This is a genomic window from Arcobacter venerupis (assembly GCF_013201665.1).
In the GTDB taxonomy this organism is placed as follows: Bacteria; Campylobacterota; Campylobacteria; order Campylobacterales; family Arcobacteraceae; genus Aliarcobacter; species Aliarcobacter venerupis.
This window is the reverse complement of sequence record NZ_CP053840.1, coordinates 1,372,279-1,393,050: the sequence shown is the minus strand read 5'-3', so window position 1 is coordinate 1,393,050 and position 20,772 is coordinate 1,372,279. Positions and strand designations below refer to the sequence as shown.

Here is a 20,772-nt window from a genome sequence, read left to right as displayed (position 1 = left end):
TTAAGATAATTTATCAATTAAAAGTTTAAATTTTTCTTCACTTAAATCTTTATTGGTTTTTATATCAACTACTTCATTAGAAATAATATTCATTTTTAATATTTTATCAATTGGAAAAAAGTTGTATAAAAACTCACTATTTTGAACTACAATAATCAAAGCTTCAACATTCGAATTTAATAATAAAGCTTGAACTCTATTAGAAATACTTTTGTGTAAAAACTTTATTTCATTTAATTTATTATCTAAGCTTATATTATGACTTGTTAAATATGATTTAAAACCTAAACTTAAATATTCTTGAGATTTCTTTTTTGCATTATCAAAAGTTTCTTTAGTATTTCCAATAAAAATTTCAATAGGAATTCTTCCATCTTTTTCTATAAATTTATTAATGAAAGTTGGTATATATCTTTTTGATATTTCTGCTCCACCTAAAAGTGGCGCATAATTTATCTCATTTATTATTGCATTTGTTTCAAGCCAAGATTTTGATATATCTGTTGTTATAATATCTACTCCTGCAACATTTAAACCAAATACTTTTGTAGCCCTTATTGCTATATCTAAATTATCAGGATGGACTAAGTCTGTCATATTTTCATCTCTACCACCCCATTTTGTTGATTCAATATCTCTTAATTCAATCCAAATATTTTTTTTAGGAATTGAGTTTAAACTATATCCAGCTTTTTTCAAAACTTCTAAAGTAAAAGAGTCTTTTGGGAAAAATTCTTTTTCAGTCCAAAAAATCTTTTTTGATTCTTTATCATTTGCATTATCAATTAACTCTTCTATTGTATTTTTCCCATTTGCTTTTATACAAATTGGCAATCTTTTTACACAATACAATAGTTCATTATTAGATATGAATAATCTATGACAAACTCCTGGTACTTGTTTCTCAACAATTACTAATTTATTTTTTGATAAAAACATAGCTTCATTAAAAGCTGAAAAAAGTTTATTGTAATCATAAATATTAACAGTTACACCCTCCCCTCTGTCTAAATCAATAGGTTTTAAAACAACTGGAAAATTGAATTTTTTAATAATATTTATTAATTCTTCTTTTGTTTTTACTGCAGATTGAATAGGATATGGAAAACCTGCCATTTTTAGCAAATTAACTGTTGTAATTTTATTCTGAGATAAATGCAATCCCATAGAACTATCAGAATCAATTGTACTTCTATCTATTTTTCTACTATTACTTCCCCAACCTATTTGGTATATTCCATAACCTAGATGAATAAATGGAATATTTTTATTAAAAACTTCCTGCAACACAGGTATTCTTGATTTTCCAGGTGCTAAGTTACTTGCAATTGGATTTATTATTTCATTTATACAAGCAGTTGAAAATACTTGTATATTTTCAAAAATTGGTTCATTTTCCATCATCCAAAATATATATCTAAAAGAGAACTCAACAATCTTATAATAAAATTCTTGAGGAATTAAATCCACATAAGATAAAGATAAAACAAAAATAATCTTTTTATCATCAATCCGAATATCTGTTATTTTTCCTTTATAAAAAATAGGAATCAAAGAAGTTTGTGATAATTTTCTATTTAAAATTAATGCAAAATCACAAATATTTTTAATTTTATCATCATAGATTTCTTCTTTTTCAAGATTTAAAACTTCATAAAACCATTTAAATAATAAATTAATATCGAAATTATCTTTATTTATTATTTCAATTTTATACTCTTTTGTTGGTTGTTTTAAATCATTATTCATTTTATTCCAATATTTAATTTAGAATTCACTTTCTCGAATCATGACAGAAACTGCTTTTTTAAAGATTCTTGAAATAAAACTTGAATATTCACCATTTGTAACTAAAACTCCTACTTTTCTACTTTTTAAATCTAAATTATTTTTTTCTAAAGCAACAGAAATTTTATAATAAGCTTGTTCTGTTTTTATTTTTTTATTATCTTCTCTAGTTGCTATACTTCCACCATATTCAGAAGATAATTCTGGAAACTCTAAATACGGGATAGAAACTTTAGATATAGTTGATAATTTTGAGTGAATGTCTTTTATATCACCTGAACTAAAAATAAATTTACTATTACTATTATCTTTTAATAATTTAAAATCATTTTCATTACAAAAAGCAATAATTCTATAATCTAAATTGTCATATAAAACAAAAATTGGCTCTTTTTTACTAATCCATTGATTCTCTTTGAATACATCAGAAAAGTATATTTTTCCATCAAATTTAGCTCTTATTTCAAATTTTTTAATAACTTTTTCATAACCATCTAATTCATTTTGTTTTTTTTGTAAATTCTCTTCTAAAATAAATCTTTTATTTAGATTTTCTTTAAAACCTGCTTGTTTATTTATTTCAAGATTAATTTGTTCTATCTCTTTTTTTATTTGAGATATTTTAAACTCTATTTCAGGAGATTTCATCGTTAAAAGTAATTGATCTTTTTTTACACTTTCTCCACTTGTAAAATATACCTTTTCAATATATCCATCTTCATTTGGATAATATTCAAAATAGTTCTTTGATTCTATTATTGCTGGCATTTTAATACTACTATTCCAAGGAATAAATATTAGAAGTAACAGAAACAAAAAAACTGATAATGAAATTTTATTTTTATGATTTAATTTTACTTGAGCTTTTTTGTTCCACCAAACCATTAATTCTCGATAAATTGGCAAAAGTACAAACCATAAAATTTCAACTAAAAATAGAATAATTCCTAAAATCTTAAAAGCAAAATGATAAACTAAAACAGCAATTCCTAAAAATAAAAAGAATCTATAAATCCAAGTTCCGATTGCATAGATAACGAAAAATCTCTCCTTTTGTTTTGTCAATATTTCAGGTTTTATCTCTTCTAAACCTAAAATATTTTTTCGAATAAACCATCTAGCCATTGCAAATGCTCTTGGTTGTAAGTTTTTACTATCTGTTAAATCTGAAAGTGCATAATATCCATCAAATCGCAAGAATGGGCTAATATTTATAAGTAATGAACTAATCCAACTTGTAGTTGCAATAATAAATAAAATACTTTTAAAAATCCCATCAGGAGCAAAAGACCATAAAAAAGTTGCGATTAAACCAAGATAAAGTTCAACTTTCATTCCTGCAACTACAATTTTCAATCTTTGATATTTTGATTTTAACTTCCATGCATCTGTAGTATCTGTATATAAAACAGGAAATAAAACTAAAAAGGCAACACCCATAGTTGGAATTTTACAACCCAATCTTTTTGCAGTGAAGGCATGACCTAATTCATGAAAACTTTTTACAAAAACTAAAGATAAAAAGTAATAAAAAAATCCCTCTTTTGAAAATAAATACATAAAAGTAGAAATAAAATTTTCCCAATCTCTTAATACAAAAACAACTCCTATAAAACCTAAAAGTAGAACTATATTTTGCCAAAGTTTTGAATACAAAAGATCAATTCTATTTTTATTTTTGTCTAACCATTTATCAGGTTTTAATAAAGGAATTCTAATAAATAAATAATTATGAATTAACCATTTAAAGATATTTTGTTTTGATTGTTTTTGAATATTAATCATTCTTGCTGTATATTTTGAATCTTCACATAAAATCAAATTATTATTTATTAAGAAATCTACAAAAGTTTGCAAAGACTCTTTATCAATATCATAATCTTTTGCTTCTAATACTTTTAAGAATTCTTCAATTTCTATGTCACTTTGCCAATTTGAAATTAATTCAAAAGCATCAAGTCCAATATTAAAATATTTATTTTGTATTGAATCAAATAAAAGCCATCTTTTTGATCCATCTTCATCAACTGAAGTTTCTATTAATTTTAAATCATTTCTAATTTTTGGTAAAAGTATTTCTTGTTGATCCTTAAGCATTACCAACCTATCCATTGTCTAACAGAAGTTATTGGTTTTCTAAATATATAAAAAAATAAAGTTACTTTTTTTGAATATATTTTCGCAGTTCCTCTCAAACCAATAGAAGGAAGATAGCCATTTTCTCGCATATCATCAAAATTTGCAGTTATTTTATAACTTAAAATATTTTGCTCTGTAAGTTCTGGTTTATATGAAATATATTTTATTTTCGCATTCCATGAGTTTGTTGGATCATTATCAAAAAAGGCTTTTACTATTGCATTTTCTTCTAAAAATATTGCATCACTAACTGGAAGCATAATTTTTAATTCTATATTTTCTGGTTTTGCTATTAAAAAAATTCTCTCTCCTGTTGATACGGGTTTCCCTTTCCAATCATTTGGATTATTAATAATTGCAACACCCTCTTCTTTTGCATAAATTTTTGTTTTATCAAGTTGTTCTTTCGCATATGAGAGTTCAGCCTCTTTTAGTTTTACTTGATTCTCAAGTTGTGAGATTTGACTTTTTTGTTTTGGATCAAAAAAACTACTTTGTTTTGTACTAAAAAGTTCTGCATTTGCAACATCTAAAGTTCTCTTAGCAACTAAGTAATTATTATTAAAATCAACATCATCAAACTTTACTAGAAGTTGCTCTTTTGTGATTTTATCATTTGGAAAAACTTTTACCTCTTCAATAACAGCATTTAGAGGTGAAGAAACAACATAAGGATTTTTTGCTTCAACTTCAAGTGGAGCTAGAACTGACAATCTAACAGGTAAAAACATCAAAGCAAATAAAATAATAACTACAATTTTAAAGTATTTATTTTTTAATGAGATTTTTTTTAAAGATTGAAGAATCCCACAACTTCTCATAGCAAATAAAAAATATGATAAGGAAAAAGATAGATGTTTTAATATTAAAATATCATTTTCTATCCAGTTTTCTTCTTTAAATAGAACAAAAATATAATTAGTTTCTATATTTTCTTTTAAATTTTTCAAAGGAATATAAACTATATTTGATGGTGCAAAGTCAGAAAGAGATTTAAAATTCACCTCATTTAAATCTTTTTTTATATCGACTATGAAAATATCTTTTGATTTCTCATTTTTATTTAAATCATCTACAACATCTTCAAGCCATTGAATATAAGGTGAAGTTGAATCAACAACTGAAATATCTGAAATTGCCACAACTTTATATTTTTCTCTTAAATCTGTAGTTAATAAAATCCCTTGTGAATAATTCACAAGGCCTCTTGTTTCATTCACTATTTGAAAATAGAGCTCTTTTAGACTTTCACAATTTCTACAGTTATGTTCTAACTGTAGAAGTTTTGATATATTTGATTCCAAATTTTATATTTCCCTTTATGCAAATAGTTTTGTAAGATAAGAACCATAGCCATCATTTTTTTGATTTTCTAAAGCTATTTGTTCTTTCAATCCTATAAAACTTTCTGCTTCAGCTTGAGTTTTTTGTTTTAATTGTTTTAAATCTAATTTTAAATTTAGAATTTTTGTTGTTCCATCCGTATTTACAGATTTAATACTTATTTCTAGTTTCTCTAAATTTTCAGGAATTGTACCTGAAATACTTCCTGTTTTTGGATCAAAAGATAATCCAGTTGGTAGTGATGTTCCATCAGATTGAGTAACAATAAAATTTTGAGAAAGATTTGTATCTACTACTTTAATTTCCAAATTACCATTTTCAACTTTAATATCTTCTATAGTTATTCCAACAATAGAAAAAGAGTCTTGATTACCTTGATTAAATGATATTTGTCCATTTGTAGATACATTTAAATCCACATTTGATTGTATTATTCCTTTTCCATTATCAGTTTGGATATTAGTCTGAGTTGGAATTTCTGTTGTATTTTGAGATGGATTATCTTGAGGATTACTACTACTTATGAAACCTTCTCCTGGATTATCAATATTACCTTCATTTTTACTATTATTTAATACTCCCAAATTTGTAGTATCTGTAAAAATATTTAAAGATAAATTTGTATTACTTTCAGTTGGAATTGTATTATTTTCTGTAGCTGTATTTGTTGTAGGTGCATCTACTATAATTTGAGCAGGAGCTAAAACTAACATATTATATGTTCTACTAACACTTAAAGCCGGAGTTCCTGAGTCTGTTCCTTTTATTATAATAATAAAATTACCTGATAGTGTTGGTTTACCTGAAATTATCCCTGTAATAGGATCTATTGATAATCCTGATGGTAAATTTATAGCTTCAAAAGTGAAAGTATCTGAATTATCTATATCATTAAATAATGTAGATATATTTTTTATATAATCATTTCCAAAAGGAACTGTTACATCTATATTTTCTGAGGATACTGTTGGTGCATCATTTACATTTACTATTGAAGTTGTTGCACTACTTGTTACTATTTCATTTGTACTTTGTGCATCTGTATAGTTAGCTTTTACAGTTATTACTTTATCTACTTCATTTTGAGTTAATACATATGTTGAATTAGTAGCACCATTAATTAGAAGACCATCTGCATACCATTGGTAGCTTATTGTTCCTAATCCATCCACATCAGCTATTGTATTTGAAGCTGTTAATGTTTCACCTTGTTTTAGTGTTCCACTTATTATCACATTTCCCGTTGGAGCATCATTTACATTAACTACAGTTAAAGAAAAAGTATTACTTACAATTTCATTTGAACCATCTATTGCAGTAACTTTTACATTTAGAATTCCTATATCATCATTAGTTGGTATTCCACTAAAAGTTCTCGTTCCCGATGTAAAAGTTAACCACGCAGGTAATGTTCCTCCATTAATTAAATTCCCATTACTATCAACTAATTGAGCTGTATAAGTTTGTATATCTCCTGAGTCAGCATCTGAAAATATATTTGATGAAAATTGAAAATTATATATACTATTTTGTGTTACAGTTTGATTTTCAATCATATTTACTACAGTAGGCGTATCATTTACCCCATTTATTGTGATTGTTAAACTATTATCAGTTGTACCTGAACCATCAGTAGCTTGGATTGTAAATACATCTGTTACAGTTGTAGATGTTGCATTTATTACACTATCACTTGTTGGTACATATACATAATCACCTGTAGAACTTTTTACATACAATATTCCATAAGTCCCTACTTTTGATACATCATAAGTTACAGAACCTATAGTATCACTTCCACCAGTTGTTCCTGTACTTATTCCATATCCTGTGATTGTTCCACTTGATGCTGTTGCACCTATAGTTCCAGTTTTATTTGTAAATGTATCATTTACACTTGTATCTGTGTATGTATCTGTTACTGCACTTACTGTTGGGCCACTATTTGTTGTTATTGTAAATATATCTGAAACATTTAAATTTCCTGTTCCATTATCTGTTGCTGTAACTTTTACATAAATAGTTCCCACATCTCCTATTGCTGGTGTTCCACTAAATGTTCTTGTTCCTGCTGTAAATGTTAACCATGATGGAAGAGTTCCACCACTTACTAAATTTCCATTACTATCTACAAGTTGTGCTGAATATGTTAATGTATCATTTATATCAACATCTACAAAACTATTTGATGGAACTGTGAAACTAAAGGCATTTGATACACTTGCATTTTGGTCAGCTATTATATTATCAAGTGTTGGTGCGTCATTTACAGATGTAATATCATAAATTATAGTATATGCACTATCTGAATAAAATGTCCCATCACTAACTTTAAACTGAAATGATGCACTATCTTCTCCATTTGCATTTTCTGTTGGATTAAATCTTAGTCTTCCTGTATCTATATCTGATTTAGTTATTTCCTGATTTTCTATTACAGATATCCAATCTTCTCCATTTTTATATTCTAATACTCCATCTGCATTATTTACTAAATTTGTAATTTGAACTTTTGATAATAAACTTCCTGTATCTACATCTGCGAATCCAAAATCACTTGCACTCAACACTGTTGATGTATCTTCATTTATAACTATTCTAGTTCCATTAGCTGTTGGTTTATCATTTGTCCCTGTAATATTCACTGTAAATGTTTGTGTATCACTTGCGTTTCCATCACTCGTGCTTACTGTAAATGTATCAGTTGCGTTTGAAGTTAAAGCATTTATAGCATTTGCACTTGGAACATATACATAACTTCCATCACTTGATTTTACATATAATATTCCATAATTTCCTACTTTTGAAATATCATAAATAGTTCCTCCAACATTTGTAGAACCTCCTGTTATTCCTGTACTTATTCCATAAGTTAATGTTGTATTACTATCTCTATCACTTGCACTTAAAGTTCCTGTTGTATTAGTAAAAGTATTATATGCACTTGTATCAGTATAACTTGCACTTGTCGGTGTTGTTAATTCTGGCGTATCATTTACCCCATTTATTGTAATTGTTAAACTATTATCAGTTGTACCTGAACCATCAGTAGCTTGAATTGTAAATACATCTGTTACAGTTGTAGATGTTGCATTTATTACACTATCACTTGTTGGTTCATATACATAAGCTCCTGTTGTACTATTTACATACAATGTTCCATAAGTCCCTACTTTTGATACATCATAAGTTACAGAACCTATAGTATCACTTCCACCAGTTGTTCCTGTACTTATTCCATATCCTGTGATTGTTCCACTTGATGCTGTTGCACCTATAGTTCCAGTTTTATTTGTAAATGTATCATTTACACTTGTATCTGTGTATGTATCTGTTACTGCACTTACAGTTGGTCCACTATTTGTTGTTATTGTAAATATATCTGAAACATTTAAATTTCCTGTTCCATTATCTGTTGCTGTAACTTTTACATAAATAGTCCCCACATCACCTATTGCTGGTGTTCCACTAAATGTTCTTGTTCCTGCTGTAAATGTTAACCATGATGGAAGAGTTCCACCACTTACTAAATTTCCATTACTATCTACAAGTTGTGCTGTATATGCCAAAGTATCACTTGTATCAACATCTACAAAACTATTTGATGGAACTGTGAAACTAAAGGCATTTGATATACTTGCATTTTGATTAACTATTTCATTTACTACTGTTGGAGTATCATTCACAGCAGTAACGTCATATATTATTGTATAAGCACTATCTGAATAAACTGTTCCGTCACTTACTTTAAAATTAAATGATGCACTATCTTCACCATTTGCATTTAAAAAAGGAGTAAATCTTAATTTATTTGCATCTATATCTGTCTTTGTTATCTCTTGATTTAATGTTACATCAATCCATGATGCTCCATCATAATACTCTAACATACCTGCCGTTTCTAATGAAGTTATTTTAATGGTTGATAATTCACTACCTGTATCTATATCACTAAAGTTAAAATCATTTGCACTTAATAATGTTGTTGTATCTTCATTTATTGTAATTCTATTCCCATTAGCAGTTGGTGTATCATTTAAACCTGTAATATTCACTGTAAATGTTTGTGTATCACTTGCGTTTCCATCACTCGTGCTTACTGTAAATGTATCAGTTGCGTTTGAAGTTAAAGCATTTATAGCATTTGCACTTGGAACATATACATAACTTCCATCACTTGATTTTACATATAATATTCCATAATTTCCTACTTTTAAAATATCATAAATAGTTCCTCCAACATTTGTAGAACCTCCTGTTATTCCTGTACTTATTCCATAAGTTAATGTTGTATTACTATCTCTATCACTTGCACTTAAAGTTCCTATTGTATTTGTAAAAGTATTATATGCACTTGTATCTGTATAACTTGCACTTGTCGGTGTTGTTAATTCTGGCGTATCATTTACCCCATTTATTGTGATTGTTAAAGTTCCATTTCCTGTACCATTTGAATCTGTTGCTTGAATTGTAAACGTATCAGTTACAGTTGTAGATGTAGCATTTATCACACTATCACTTGTAGGTTCATATACATAAACTCCTGTTGTACTATTTACATACAGTGTTCCATAAGTTCCAGCTTTTGATACATCGTAAGTTGTTCCTTCAACATCACTATTTCCACCTGTTATTCCACCACTTATTCCATAACCTGTAATTAAACCACTTGATGGTATTGCGCTTATAGTTCCTGTTGTATTTGCAAATGTATCATTTGCACTTGTATCTGTATATGTTCCTATTGCTGGGTTTACTGTTGGGCCAACTACCATTATATTTTGTAATACAATATCATCAATTTCCATGTATGCACCACCTGATGGTGCTGTAATTGTAAATGAAGTAATTCCTTGAAATAAAGCTGTTGATGGCAAAGTAATTTTATCACTATCCAAACTAATATTTGCCCCAGAAATTCCCGTTGTAGAACCACCTTTATTTGTTGTGATAGTAAAAGTTTCATCACCATCACCATTTTGATTACTTAAATAAAATGATATTAAATCAAAGGTTTTACCATTTTCTACACTAAATGTAATTGAATTAGCTTTCCCTTCATTTATGGCATATATAGATTCACTACCTATGTGTCCAGAAGGATCTCCCACTAAAGAACCATATTTAAGATGTCCTTGTTGATCACTAGTATCTTTTGCAGTTATTGTAAAAGTAGTTGATGTTCCAGTATGTGAATAAGTCATACTAATACTATTATCCGATGATAATACACCATTTCCCGACTCAAAAGTAATAAGTGCATGAGGTGTTGTAACATCAACTTTAGTAGCTGTTGTCATAACATTTGGAGTTCCCTCATCATCTTGTCCAATTACATAAATATCATAAGCTGTATTTGCACTAAGCCCTGTAATATTATATGTTCCTGTAAATGGCATTGTTGCTACATCACTATTTCCTGATTTTAAAGCAGCTGAACCAGATGAATCTTGACCTGCAAGTATTTGAGCTAGACTTGGAGCAGTTGAACCATCAGGTACTACAACATAATAAATTTTTCCTGCTTCATCTAAACTTGCACTTAAATCTACTGTTGTTGCTGTTACATTTGATGTTGCTGGTGTTACATCGAATGTTGGGGCAATTGTATCTGGAGGAGAAAATGTCAATAAATCATATTGATAAACATCAGATAATACATAAGTTGCATCCCAATCTCCCCCTGGGTCATTGATTGTTACGGTATTTGTACTTTGTACATCATATAATAAAGAAAAGCCACTAGAGGTAGTTAAATAATGTGGATTTGTAATATTTTTACCTGAGGGAACTGGAATATCACTTAATGTAGTAATTGAACCTATTAAATTACCTGTTGTTGTGGAAATATTAGCGATACTAAGACCACCAGTATCATTAGGCAAAATAGCAACTAAATTCGTACCATCAAATTCTAAATCAACTTGAAAATCATTTGCATAAGTATTTTGATTACCATATAAATTACTTAAATTTGATGTAATTGCCCCTAAATTTACAGCATAATAATATTTATTATAATAATTTCCTCCATAATATACCGTATCAGTAAGTTTATTTGTTGTAGTTAAAGAACCATCATTATTATAAACTGTTATTTGCCATTCTCCATTATTACCTTTATTTAAAGATGCAAAACCTCCATCAAATGAAGTTAAAGCTGTAATATTATTAGTCTGTCCAGGATTCCAATTAACTCTCTCCCAATATTGACCACTTCCTCCACTAAATGAGGATTTAGTTCCATCAGCATTAAATTTATATATAAAATCCCCTAAAGGTGTATAAGAAGAATTTACCCAATCGTATGTAGAACAAGCAACGACGAAAGAACCATCTGATAAATTTGTAATTGAAAGAGAACCCAGAGCAAATAATCTTCTAACATCTGATGCATCAGGACCATATGTTGTTGGAGTAGTAGAATCTCCAGCATTAGCTCCTAAAACATCATTTACATTTTCAATAAAAATTGATTCACTATTGGCAGTAAAACTTCCAGAATTATATTCATAAGTTTTTACAATACCTGTTTGTCCATTTAAAAAAGCAACAGCAAAACCTCCATTAGTCAATGATGTAACCTTAATATTTCCACCATCTGTTGCAGTTAATAAATTAAAAGGATTACTTCCAACTTGATTACCGTTATTATCAAAGATTTCATAATACTTATTTAGAGTAAAATCAGAGGCATTTCCTTCTGTCCATACAACTACAAAACCTCCATTTTTCAAGGATGTTATAGACATATCACTAATAAAATTGGAATTATCTGATAAGTGTTCAGTCATATCTATAGATTTAATTACAGTAGTACTACTATCTGTAACTTGAATAATCCCGCTATATCCTGAATACCCATCAACATTCATATCTCCACTTGTTTGAACCAAATAAGCAACAGCATTCCCTCCACTTGTTAAATGGGCTACTCCTGAACTAATATTATCATATGTTTCAACTGTATTTCCATGTTCTACAACAACAGATAAACTAAGAATATCATTATAATCTGTTACACTAATGGTATTTGTATCAATAAAACCATTACTCTTTTCTAAATCCCAATCTCCACCAAGAGCACTTGAACCAGTTGAATCATCTGATGCTGCTACATCTGCTTGTGTTAAAGTTGAAATTGTGTCTATAAACTCTTGCCCGCTTCCATCATTTGCTATATTACATCCATATAATAATATATCTCCTTCTTGTGTTAATGAATTCTTCATACTTTGAAGTACTTCATTAAAATTATTCAAGCTTTCTTTATTTAATACATCATTCCCTACTGTTATCTCTCCTGTACTTCCATGTGATAAAATATGTATTGCATCAATATCTTTTTGGTTTTGAAGTATTGAGTTTATTTCATCAAAGGAACTAACAAGATATGTTTCAACACCAGCTCCTATACCATCAACTAAAGTTTGATAATCTTTTACAGTAATATCTACAAAAGCCACTTCTTTTCTATCTTTTTCAAACCCTTGAACTGCTTGTACTTCATGCACACTATTTTCTGCATTATTATTTGTTACATCATTTTTACTAGTTGAATCAGAAGAAGATGTTGTTGAAAAGCTACTATTATCAAGAACATCCACAGCTGTAGCAACAGCTGCCCCATCAAAAAGAATTCTTTGTTCTAAGGCACTAATCATTGGTTTTTTTAAATTTTTTCTTTTCATTTTATGTCCTTGATATTAGTTGTTTTGTTGGTAAAAGTCAGCCGTTGCACTCATACCTGGAATAATATTTTCAAATGGTTTTAATAATTTTGCTCTAATTGTAATAGATTGACTTGTTGGATCTACAATTGAATCTATTTGTACAATTTGAGCTTTTACTACTGTTTTTGTTTCATCAATACTCAAATTAAATTCTATACCTTTTTTTAGCCAAACAAGCCAAGAAGAAGGCACTACAACTTTTGCTTCAAGATTATCTATGCTAATAATTTCTAAAAGTTCATCTTGAGGTTTAATACTTTGAAATTTTGATACTTTTTTTGATGCAATCCTTCCATCAAATGGAGCTTTTATATCACATCTTGATACATTAATGGCAGCAATCTCATTTTCTGCTTGTTGTTTGTAATAGTTTTCTTGAGAAATTTGTATTTCAAAAGTTCCAATTGAACCATAACTATCTAATTTTTTATTTTTTTCAAGTTCTAAGTTTGCAATATTCTTTTCAACTTCAATTTTTCTTTTTTGAGCTTTATATATTGAACAATCAATTTTTATCAAAGATTCGCCTTTTTTAAATGAATCCCCTTCTTGTTTAGATAGTTCAATTATTTCTCCTGCAATTTCACTTGAAAGAGTTGTTCTATCAAGTGAAACAATTACCGCTCGGGCAGTTGGATTTTCATTTGCATATAAAGTTGATACGAATAATACAAAACTTAGAAATTTTCTCATTTTATAACCCTTATTTTTTCACTTCAGTTTTTTCAATATTTTTTTCATCAATACCTAAAGAAGCAAAAATTCTTCCATAACTATTCTGTACATTTGCATATGACGAAGAATATCTTAATGTTGCAAGAATATCATTCAGTTTTTCTTTTATTAATACTAATCTATTGTTTACATTTAGATTTGTTTCAATTTCCGTAAGTTTATAAATATCATCAGCTACATTTAAATAATCTTTTGAAAGTAAGTACTCTTTTTTAGCTTGATTAAATTTTACAATTGATAAATGTACTTGAGATAATACAGCCATTGAAAGAGCTAATTTTTGTTCTTTCGCAATTTCAACTTGAGTTTTCGCCAATTTATTAAGTTCATTACCTTTAAAGACATTTAGTAAATTCCAAGAAACATTCGCTCCATAAGAGTACCAATCATTATTTAACATATAATCACTATTTTCATAAGATAACGACGTACTTAAATTAATACCCGGTAACATTTTAAGTTTTGCAGCTGTTATTTCTTTTTCAGAGATTCGTTCTTGATATCTACTTTGTGTTACTTCTGGTCTATTTTCTAAAGCAATTTTTTCCATTTCATCAAGATTCATTTTAAATTCTGGAATCACATAATCTTTTTCAACTTTATCAGCCAACTCAAATGCTATTCCTGGCTTCAATCCCATTAATTCAGCTAATTCAATTTTTGCAGAAATTAAACTACTTTCTAAAGAATGTAATGATCTTAATATATCTAATAACTCTCTTTGGTATGATAATGCTTCCATAGGAGTTTTTGACACTCTTTCATTTTGTATTTGTTTTGAATCATCTAATGCTTGCTTAACTTCAAGCATCATTGGTTGTATTCTTTTTAATAAATCTTGTGAAGAAACGGCTTGATAGTATGATTTTCTTATCTCTTGAGTTAAGTTATGTTCTACTTTCTTTTCTTCTTCTTTTGCAATTAAAAATTTATCAGATTGTTGTTGAGCTCTTACGTAAGACAATCCAAAATCTAAAATATTCCAACTAAATGTTATGTCACTAGTAACTCTATCTTTATCTTGAGAAATTGAATAAGAATTACCTAAAGGTTGAGGCTCACCATTTGTAAATGAAGCACTTTGAGTTGCTGCATAATTGTTTCTTTCTGAGTATCCAGCTGCTGCTGTTAAACTTGGTAACATATCATAATACACTAAATCTAATTGTTGTTGAGATAATGCACTTTGTAATATTTTTACTTTTTTCTGTAAATTATGATTAAGCCCTCTTTGTATTGCTTCATCTAAAGAAATAGGTTTAGTTACTGGTTGAACTACTTCACTTAAAATAGATAAATCATTCTTTACTTGCTCTTTTACATCCTCATTTAACATAGGTTGTGGAGACACAGAACAACCTGTAATTAAAAAAGATGTTACAACAGACAAAACTACAATTTTTGATACTTTTTTTATCATATTCTACGCCCTTGTTTTTGTTTAATTTTCATATTATATCATGCTATTAGAAAATCATTTAATAATTTATAAAAAAAATAGAAAATACATAAAGAACAAAATATCAAATTAAAATAGATATTTATTTTATATATACTATACTTCGAAATAAGATTAAAAAAGGAAAATAGTTGAATATTGACATGACAAAAGTAGCAAATGTAATTTTATATATGTTACATAAACAAGTAAAAAATTTAAATGATAAGAAAGTAGCAATTATGCTTTTTTTAATGGATTTTAATCATCAAAAATATTGTGGAAAAAAGATTTTCAACGATTCATATATAAAAGGTGCAAGACATCCTGAACCTGTGATTATTAGTGAACTTTTTGATATTGTTGCAAATGAAGAGGATTTAGAAGAAGATGATGAACGAATCTTTTTAATGCAAGAGTTATTGGATTATTTAGATATTGAAGTTGTTGAAAAAGAGAAATTTATTGAACTAAATTTTATAAAAATGGAAGAAGAGTTTGATGAATCAATATTTGATAAAGATGAAATAAAAACTATTCATAAAATAGTAAGTCAATATCAAGAAACATCTCCTAGAAATATTGCAAATGAATGTTTTAAAATAGATGAAGTAAGAAAAACTCCAAAAGGTGAAGTTATTTTATAATAACTCCCCTTTTAGGCTTGATTTTTTAATCTTAATAAACCTATTCCTAAAAATATAAATAACCCACCTGTAAACTTATTAAACCAATACATTCTTTTTTCATCTTTTAACAAAGCTTTTGATTTTTTAGATAAAAAAGCATAAGTGCAAAGTCCAAAAAATGAGAAAAATATAAACTCACCAGTCATAATAAAAAATTGAGGTGCGATAGCTTTATGTAAATCTAAAAATTGTGGAAATATAGCAGTAAAAAATATAATTGGTTTTGGATTTGTTACTGCTACAAAAAATGATTCAAAGAAGTATGCTCTTTTACTTTTTTGTTTTACATTCTTTTCAATATCTTCAATATTTAAAATTCCTTTATTTCTTAAGAATTTTATCCCTAAATATATAAGATAAAAAGCACCTGCAACTTTTACTATAAGAAAAAGTGTAGCCGAAGTTAAAATCAATACTCCAAGACCTAAAATTGAAGCAGTTGATAAAATAGCTAAACCCAGAACATTAGCGAAAGAAGATATTGCAACTGTTTTCATATCAGTTCTCATACCATTTACAATAGCTAATAAAACTGCTGGTCCAGGACTTAAAACATAAAAAAATGCAATTACTGAATATATTAAAAAAGTGTCAATATTCATACTTTAACCTTATTCTTAAATTATCATTACTTAAAAATTTATTACTATTTTCTAACCCAAGAAGCAATTTGTTCTATATCATTTGGTGTTGTTTGACAACATCCTCCAATAACACTAGCACCTTTTTCATACCACATAAAAGCCATTTTCCCATAATCTTTTGTATTAGCTTGTGTACTCCAAGTTTTTGTAGCTCCATCGTAAGCTGCTCCACCATTTGGATAAACAATAATTGGTTTTGTTGAAACTTCTTTAATTTGCTCAATTAAAGACTCAATATATTGAGGTGCAGTACAATTTATACCAATAGCAACGATTTGCTCTTTGTCATCTAAAAATTTTGCACACTCTTTTATACTCTCACCGCTATTGATATGATTTCCATCTTTCGCACTAAAACTAATCCACGCTTGAGTTGAAGGAAACTCTTCAAGTAATTTTACATAAGCTTTTGCTTCAATTAAACAAGGAACTGTTTCACAAGCTAATAAATCAGGTTTTGCTTCAATTAAAGCCTGCATTCTTTTTCTATGAAAATTCACAAGTTCATCTTCACTTAAACCATAATTTCCTCTAAACTCTGAACCATCCGCTAAATATGCGCCATAAGGACCAACAGAAGCAGCTACAAGAGGTTTTATTCTATTTATTGACTCATTATTTGCCCAAAACTCATCTCTTGCTTGAATTGCCAATTTTACAGAAGATTGTAAAAGCTCTTTTGCTTGTGATTGCGTCAATCCTTTTTTTTCAAAACCCTCAAAAGTTGCTTGATAACTCAAAGTTGTAATACAATCACTTCCAGCTTCTAAATAATCTTTATGAACTTCATAAATAGCCTTTGGATTTTCAATCAAAAATTTTGCTGACCAAAGGGAGTCATTTATATCATAACCTTTTCTTTCTAACTCAGTTCCTGTTGCTCCATCTATTATTAGAACTTTTTGATTTTTTAATATCTCTTTGATTTTACTCATTAATTTTGTCCTATATTATTTAATTTATTTATGTACTCATTTTTAAATTCTTGTGAAATAAAAGAAGAGTTGAAAGAATTTCTTATAAGTTTTATAATATCTTCTTTTGTTAAGTCTATATTTTCACATAAATTTATAAAATTATCATTTAAATAACCTTTGAAATATGCAGGATCATCTGAATTTACTGTTACATTTAATCCATAATCTAAAAGTTTTTTAATATTGTGTTGTTTGTAATTATCAAAAACCTTTAACTCAATATTTGAGTTTGGACAAACTGTTAAAGGAATTTGCTCATCTTTTAGTCTTTGCATTAAATCAGCTGAATTAATAGCTTGCACTCCATGATCAATTCTTTGAATATCTAATAAATCCAAAGCTTCATAAATATAAGAGTAATCAGCCTCTTCACCTGCATGAGCAACAAGTTTAAAACCCTCTTCTTTAGCTTTTTGAAATACCTCTTTAAATTTTGAGGGTGGATGACCAAGTTCTGAAGAATCAAGTCCAATTCCTATAATTTTATCTTTGTGAGACAAACACTCTTCAAAAGTTTTAAAAGCCTCTTCTTGACTTAAATGTCTTAAAAAACACATGATAATATTTGAAGTAATTGAATACTTCTCTTTTGCATCTTTTAAAGCCTCACTAATACCCAAAATAACTGTATCAAAAGAAATTCCCCTTGAAGTATGAGTTTGTGGATCAAAAAATATTTCAGTGTGAATGATATTGTTTTCCACACATTTTAAAATATATGCCCAAGTCATATCATAAAAATCATTTTTAGTGATAAGTACATTTGCACCTGCATAATAGATGTCTAAAAAAGATTGAAGATTTGTGAAGTTATATGCGGCTTTTACCTCTTCAATAGTTTGATAGGGTATTTTTATATTGTTTTTTGTAGCAAGTCTAAACATTAAATCAGGTTCAAGTGCACCCTCGATATGAATATGAAGTTCTGCCTTTGGTAATTTTTTTATAAATTCTTTCATATTTTTTATAGTCCTTTAATCATTTTAAAAAATGATTATACAATTTAATCACAAAGGCTTTTATTAGTATCATTTTAGTTTTATATAATTTTCTTTTGATATAGTAAAGCTAACAAAAGAAGGATTAAAATGGCAATAAAAAATAATCAAATAGTAGAAATGTTTTATGAATTAAAAGTTCAAAATGAAATAATTGATAGTAATTTAAATAAAGAAGCAATCAGTTTTAGTTATGGTTCAGGACAAATAATCTCAGGTTTAGAAAGCAGAATTATAGATATGAACGAAGGTGAAACTTTAGACATAAATGTTCCAGCAATTGAAGCCTATGGAGAATATGATGAAACATTAACGCAAATTGTTCCAATCGAAGATTTTGAGGGAATGGATTTAGAAATTGGAATGACAATAGAAGCAGAAGATGAGAATAATGAAACAGTAAGAGCCACAGTAATTGATGTAACAAAAGAAGATGTAACAATTGATTATAATCATCCCTTAGCTGGATGTGATTTGGATTTTAAAGTTATTATTAAAAGTATAAAATAGATAAAAGAAAAATCTTTTATCTATTAATTATCCTATTTGTTCTTTTTTGGTGGTGGCAATAATTTATTAAAATCATAAGGAACTATATTTCTCTCAATTTTTTCAGTAAAATCATATAACTTAATACAAACACCAAATAAAATTGGCCATACAAATATTTGATTTATTATTAGTACATCAAAAAATAAACCAATAATAACACCAAGTATTCCTATTTGTATTAATAATGTATCAATTCTTTTTACTTTTAATAATTTATAATATTCTATTATTTTATCTTTAATCATATAATTTTCCTTTCACTCAATATCACTATTATAATAATATCAAATTAGTCATTTGATGTTTATATGTATCATTAAGTTGGTATTTTTTTAACTCTAATTCTCAACCCATCAAACTGAATTGTCTAGCAATAAATAAAACAAGTTTCAACTTTATGTTCTGTTTTTGGGATATTACTTCAATTAGAAGTTTGAAATGGTATGTTTTTATTGTTCATTTTGTTTCTTTTTATATATCAAAGATTATCTATTAATTCAAGTTTCTTTAATCTTGTAAGTTTTTTAATTTCATATTCACGCTTTGAGGCACTACTTCTGTCAGATGATGGCTCATCATATAATAGTTTTACAGGTCGTCTAGATTTTGTATATTTTGCACCACAAGTTTTTGTATTATGCTCATCTAAACGTTTTGTTATATCAGTAGTAATACCAGTATATAAACTTCCATCATTACATTCTAGGATGTATACAAAATATGACATGGCTGTTCCTTGTGTTTTTGAGTGCTATATTGATATTGAGGATTTATTAATATATTGGAGACTCATTTATCTTCGACTGATAAACATTTTTATTTAACTTATATCTTTTTATTATAGAAACTATTAAATCATAAATCCATTTTGGAGAATTTGGACTAACATATATACTTTCAATTAATATATTTAAATCTACTTCAATATTAATTCCATATAATACATCTATATTTTCAATTAATTTATTATTATGTGCAGATTTCAACCATATTAGAGCTCTTAATTCTTGTTCGTGTTCAAAACTTTTTCGTTTATGTACAAATGGATAAAATCCATTATCTAAAGGGAAAATATCATTTTCATAATCAATATATTTTATTTTACCAATATTTATATCAAATTCTGAACTACTTAATGCTGAATAAAGTCTAGAATATGTAGATTTAATTGCTATACCTTCATTTGATTTTAAATATAATTTCCACATTGCTGCAGATTCATAATCATTCATATGCCAGCAATTTATTACTTTTTCAATTTTGGCATTTTTTGTGCTATCAGATAGAATATTAAAATCTAAATATTCTTGACTTAATTTTCCTTGTTCAACCATATTCTTAACCCAAATATTTCGTCCATAAACAAGGGGTTTAGGCAAAGAACCTTCAAATTGATCTTCAAATTTATCTGCTCTTGTAAAAAATAACTCTGAACTTTCTAATAAACTAACAAGTTTTGTAAAATCTAAATATCTCCAAATTACTTGTTCTTTATTTTCAGGTGAAATAAAAACTGGATGTTCTGAAATCATAAACTTTCCTATGTAGTAAGTATGTCAATTATATAAAATTTATACCACAATTTTAATAAATCTTGAACATTTAGAAGTGATGTTAGAAATATTAGATTTTTGTTTTAATCAAGGCGAAGCTTGGATTTTAAGCGGAGCGTACAATTAGTACGTGAGCATTAAAATTCAAGATTCAACGCGGAGTAAGGCGAAAAGATGATGTT

Annotated in this window: 14 protein-coding genes; 2 read left to right on the top strand and 12 right to left on the bottom strand. The window is 27.6% G+C overall.

The features are described from left to right. The 6 genes from AVENP_RS06870 to AVENP_RS06845 are packed head-to-tail and all read right to left on the bottom strand — an operon-like array spanning position 1 to position 15,159. Positions 1-1,749 carry a carboxylate--amine ligase gene (locus tag AVENP_RS06870; RefSeq protein ID WP_128358641.1) on the bottom strand — a complete coding sequence of 583 codons (1,749 nt, stop codon included), beginning with the start codon at positions 1,747-1,749 and terminating at the stop codon, positions 1-3. 18 nt (positions 1,750-1,767) lie between these two features. Beyond that, a complete protein-coding gene (locus AVENP_RS06865) occupies positions 1,768-3,885 on the bottom strand; it encodes a site-2 protease family protein (RefSeq protein ID WP_128358642.1) in 2,118 nt (705 codons plus the stop codon). Next, the gene (locus tag AVENP_RS06860) at positions 3,885-5,231 is read right to left on the bottom strand and encodes an efflux RND transporter periplasmic adaptor subunit (protein ID WP_128358643.1); all 1,347 of its coding nucleotides are present in this window, start codon (positions 5,229-5,231) and stop codon (positions 3,885-3,887) included. The genes AVENP_RS06865 and AVENP_RS06860 overlap by 1 nt, the downstream gene beginning before the upstream one ends. A 15-nt stretch (positions 5,232-5,246) precedes the next feature. Next, a complete protein-coding gene (locus AVENP_RS06855) occupies positions 5,247-12,962 on the bottom strand; it encodes a putative Ig domain-containing protein (RefSeq protein WP_172664244.1) in 7,716 nt (2,571 codons plus the stop codon). A 15-nt stretch (positions 12,963-12,977) separates the two neighbouring features. After that, positions 12,978-13,697 (bottom strand): efflux RND transporter periplasmic adaptor subunit, encoded by a 720-nt coding sequence (locus tag AVENP_RS06850; RefSeq protein WP_128358818.1) that lies wholly within the window; start codon positions 13,695-13,697, stop codon positions 12,978-12,980. Between the two features lie 10 nt (positions 13,698-13,707). Then, positions 13,708-15,159 (bottom strand): TolC family protein, encoded by a 1,452-nt coding sequence (locus tag AVENP_RS06845; protein WP_128358817.1) that lies wholly within the window; start codon positions 15,157-15,159, stop codon positions 13,708-13,710. A gap of 170 nt (positions 15,160-15,329) precedes the next feature. Here AVENP_RS06845 and AVENP_RS06840 point away from each other — a divergent pair, with 170 nt between their 5' ends. Continuing rightward, on the top strand, positions 15,330-15,824 hold the full coding sequence (locus AVENP_RS06840; RefSeq protein WP_128358816.1) for a type II toxin-antitoxin system antitoxin SocA domain-containing protein: 495 nt from the start codon (positions 15,330-15,332) through the stop codon (positions 15,822-15,824). An 11-nt stretch (positions 15,825-15,835) separates the two neighbouring features. Here the strand turns inward: AVENP_RS06840 and AVENP_RS06835 are convergent, their stop codons facing one another. The 3 genes from AVENP_RS06835 to AVENP_RS06825 are packed head-to-tail and all read right to left on the bottom strand — an operon-like array spanning position 15,836 to position 18,446. Then, positions 15,836-16,468, bottom strand: coding sequence for a LysE family translocator (locus tag AVENP_RS06835; RefSeq protein ID WP_128358815.1), 633 nt, complete (start codon positions 16,466-16,468; stop codon positions 15,836-15,838). Between the two features lie 44 nt (positions 16,469-16,512). Further along, entirely contained in the window at positions 16,513-17,445 is a 933-nt protein-coding gene (mmuM, locus tag AVENP_RS06830; RefSeq protein WP_128358814.1) for a homocysteine S-methyltransferase, read from the bottom strand. Further along, complete coding sequence (locus AVENP_RS06825) at positions 17,445-18,446, bottom strand: adenosine deaminase (protein WP_128358813.1); 1,002 nt, start codon at positions 18,444-18,446, stop codon at positions 17,445-17,447. The genes mmuM and AVENP_RS06825 overlap by 1 nt, the downstream gene beginning before the upstream one ends. Before the next feature lie 129 nt (positions 18,447-18,575). On the opposite strand from AVENP_RS06825, the gene AVENP_RS06820 reads away from it, so the two are divergent. Next, the gene (locus AVENP_RS06820; protein WP_128358812.1) at positions 18,576-18,995 is read left to right on the top strand and encodes an FKBP-type peptidyl-prolyl cis-trans isomerase; all 420 of its coding nucleotides are present in this window, start codon (positions 18,576-18,578) and stop codon (positions 18,993-18,995) included. A gap of 32 nt (positions 18,996-19,027) precedes the next feature. Here the strand turns inward: AVENP_RS06820 and AVENP_RS06815 are convergent, their stop codons facing one another. From AVENP_RS06815 to AVENP_RS06805, 3 genes are all read right to left on the bottom strand, one after another. Continuing rightward, positions 19,028-19,282, bottom strand: coding sequence for a hypothetical protein (locus AVENP_RS06815; protein WP_128358811.1), 255 nt, complete (start codon positions 19,280-19,282; stop codon positions 19,028-19,030). A 233-nt stretch (positions 19,283-19,515) separates the two neighbouring features. After that, entirely contained in the window at positions 19,516-19,764 is a 249-nt protein-coding gene (locus AVENP_RS06810) for a GIY-YIG nuclease family protein (protein ID WP_128358810.1), read from the bottom strand. Between the two features lie 46 nt (positions 19,765-19,810). Continuing rightward, positions 19,811-20,569 (bottom strand): hypothetical protein, encoded by a 759-nt coding sequence (locus AVENP_RS06805; RefSeq protein ID WP_128358809.1) that lies wholly within the window; start codon positions 20,567-20,569, stop codon positions 19,811-19,813. Between the last annotated feature and the right edge of the window lie 203 nt (positions 20,570-20,772).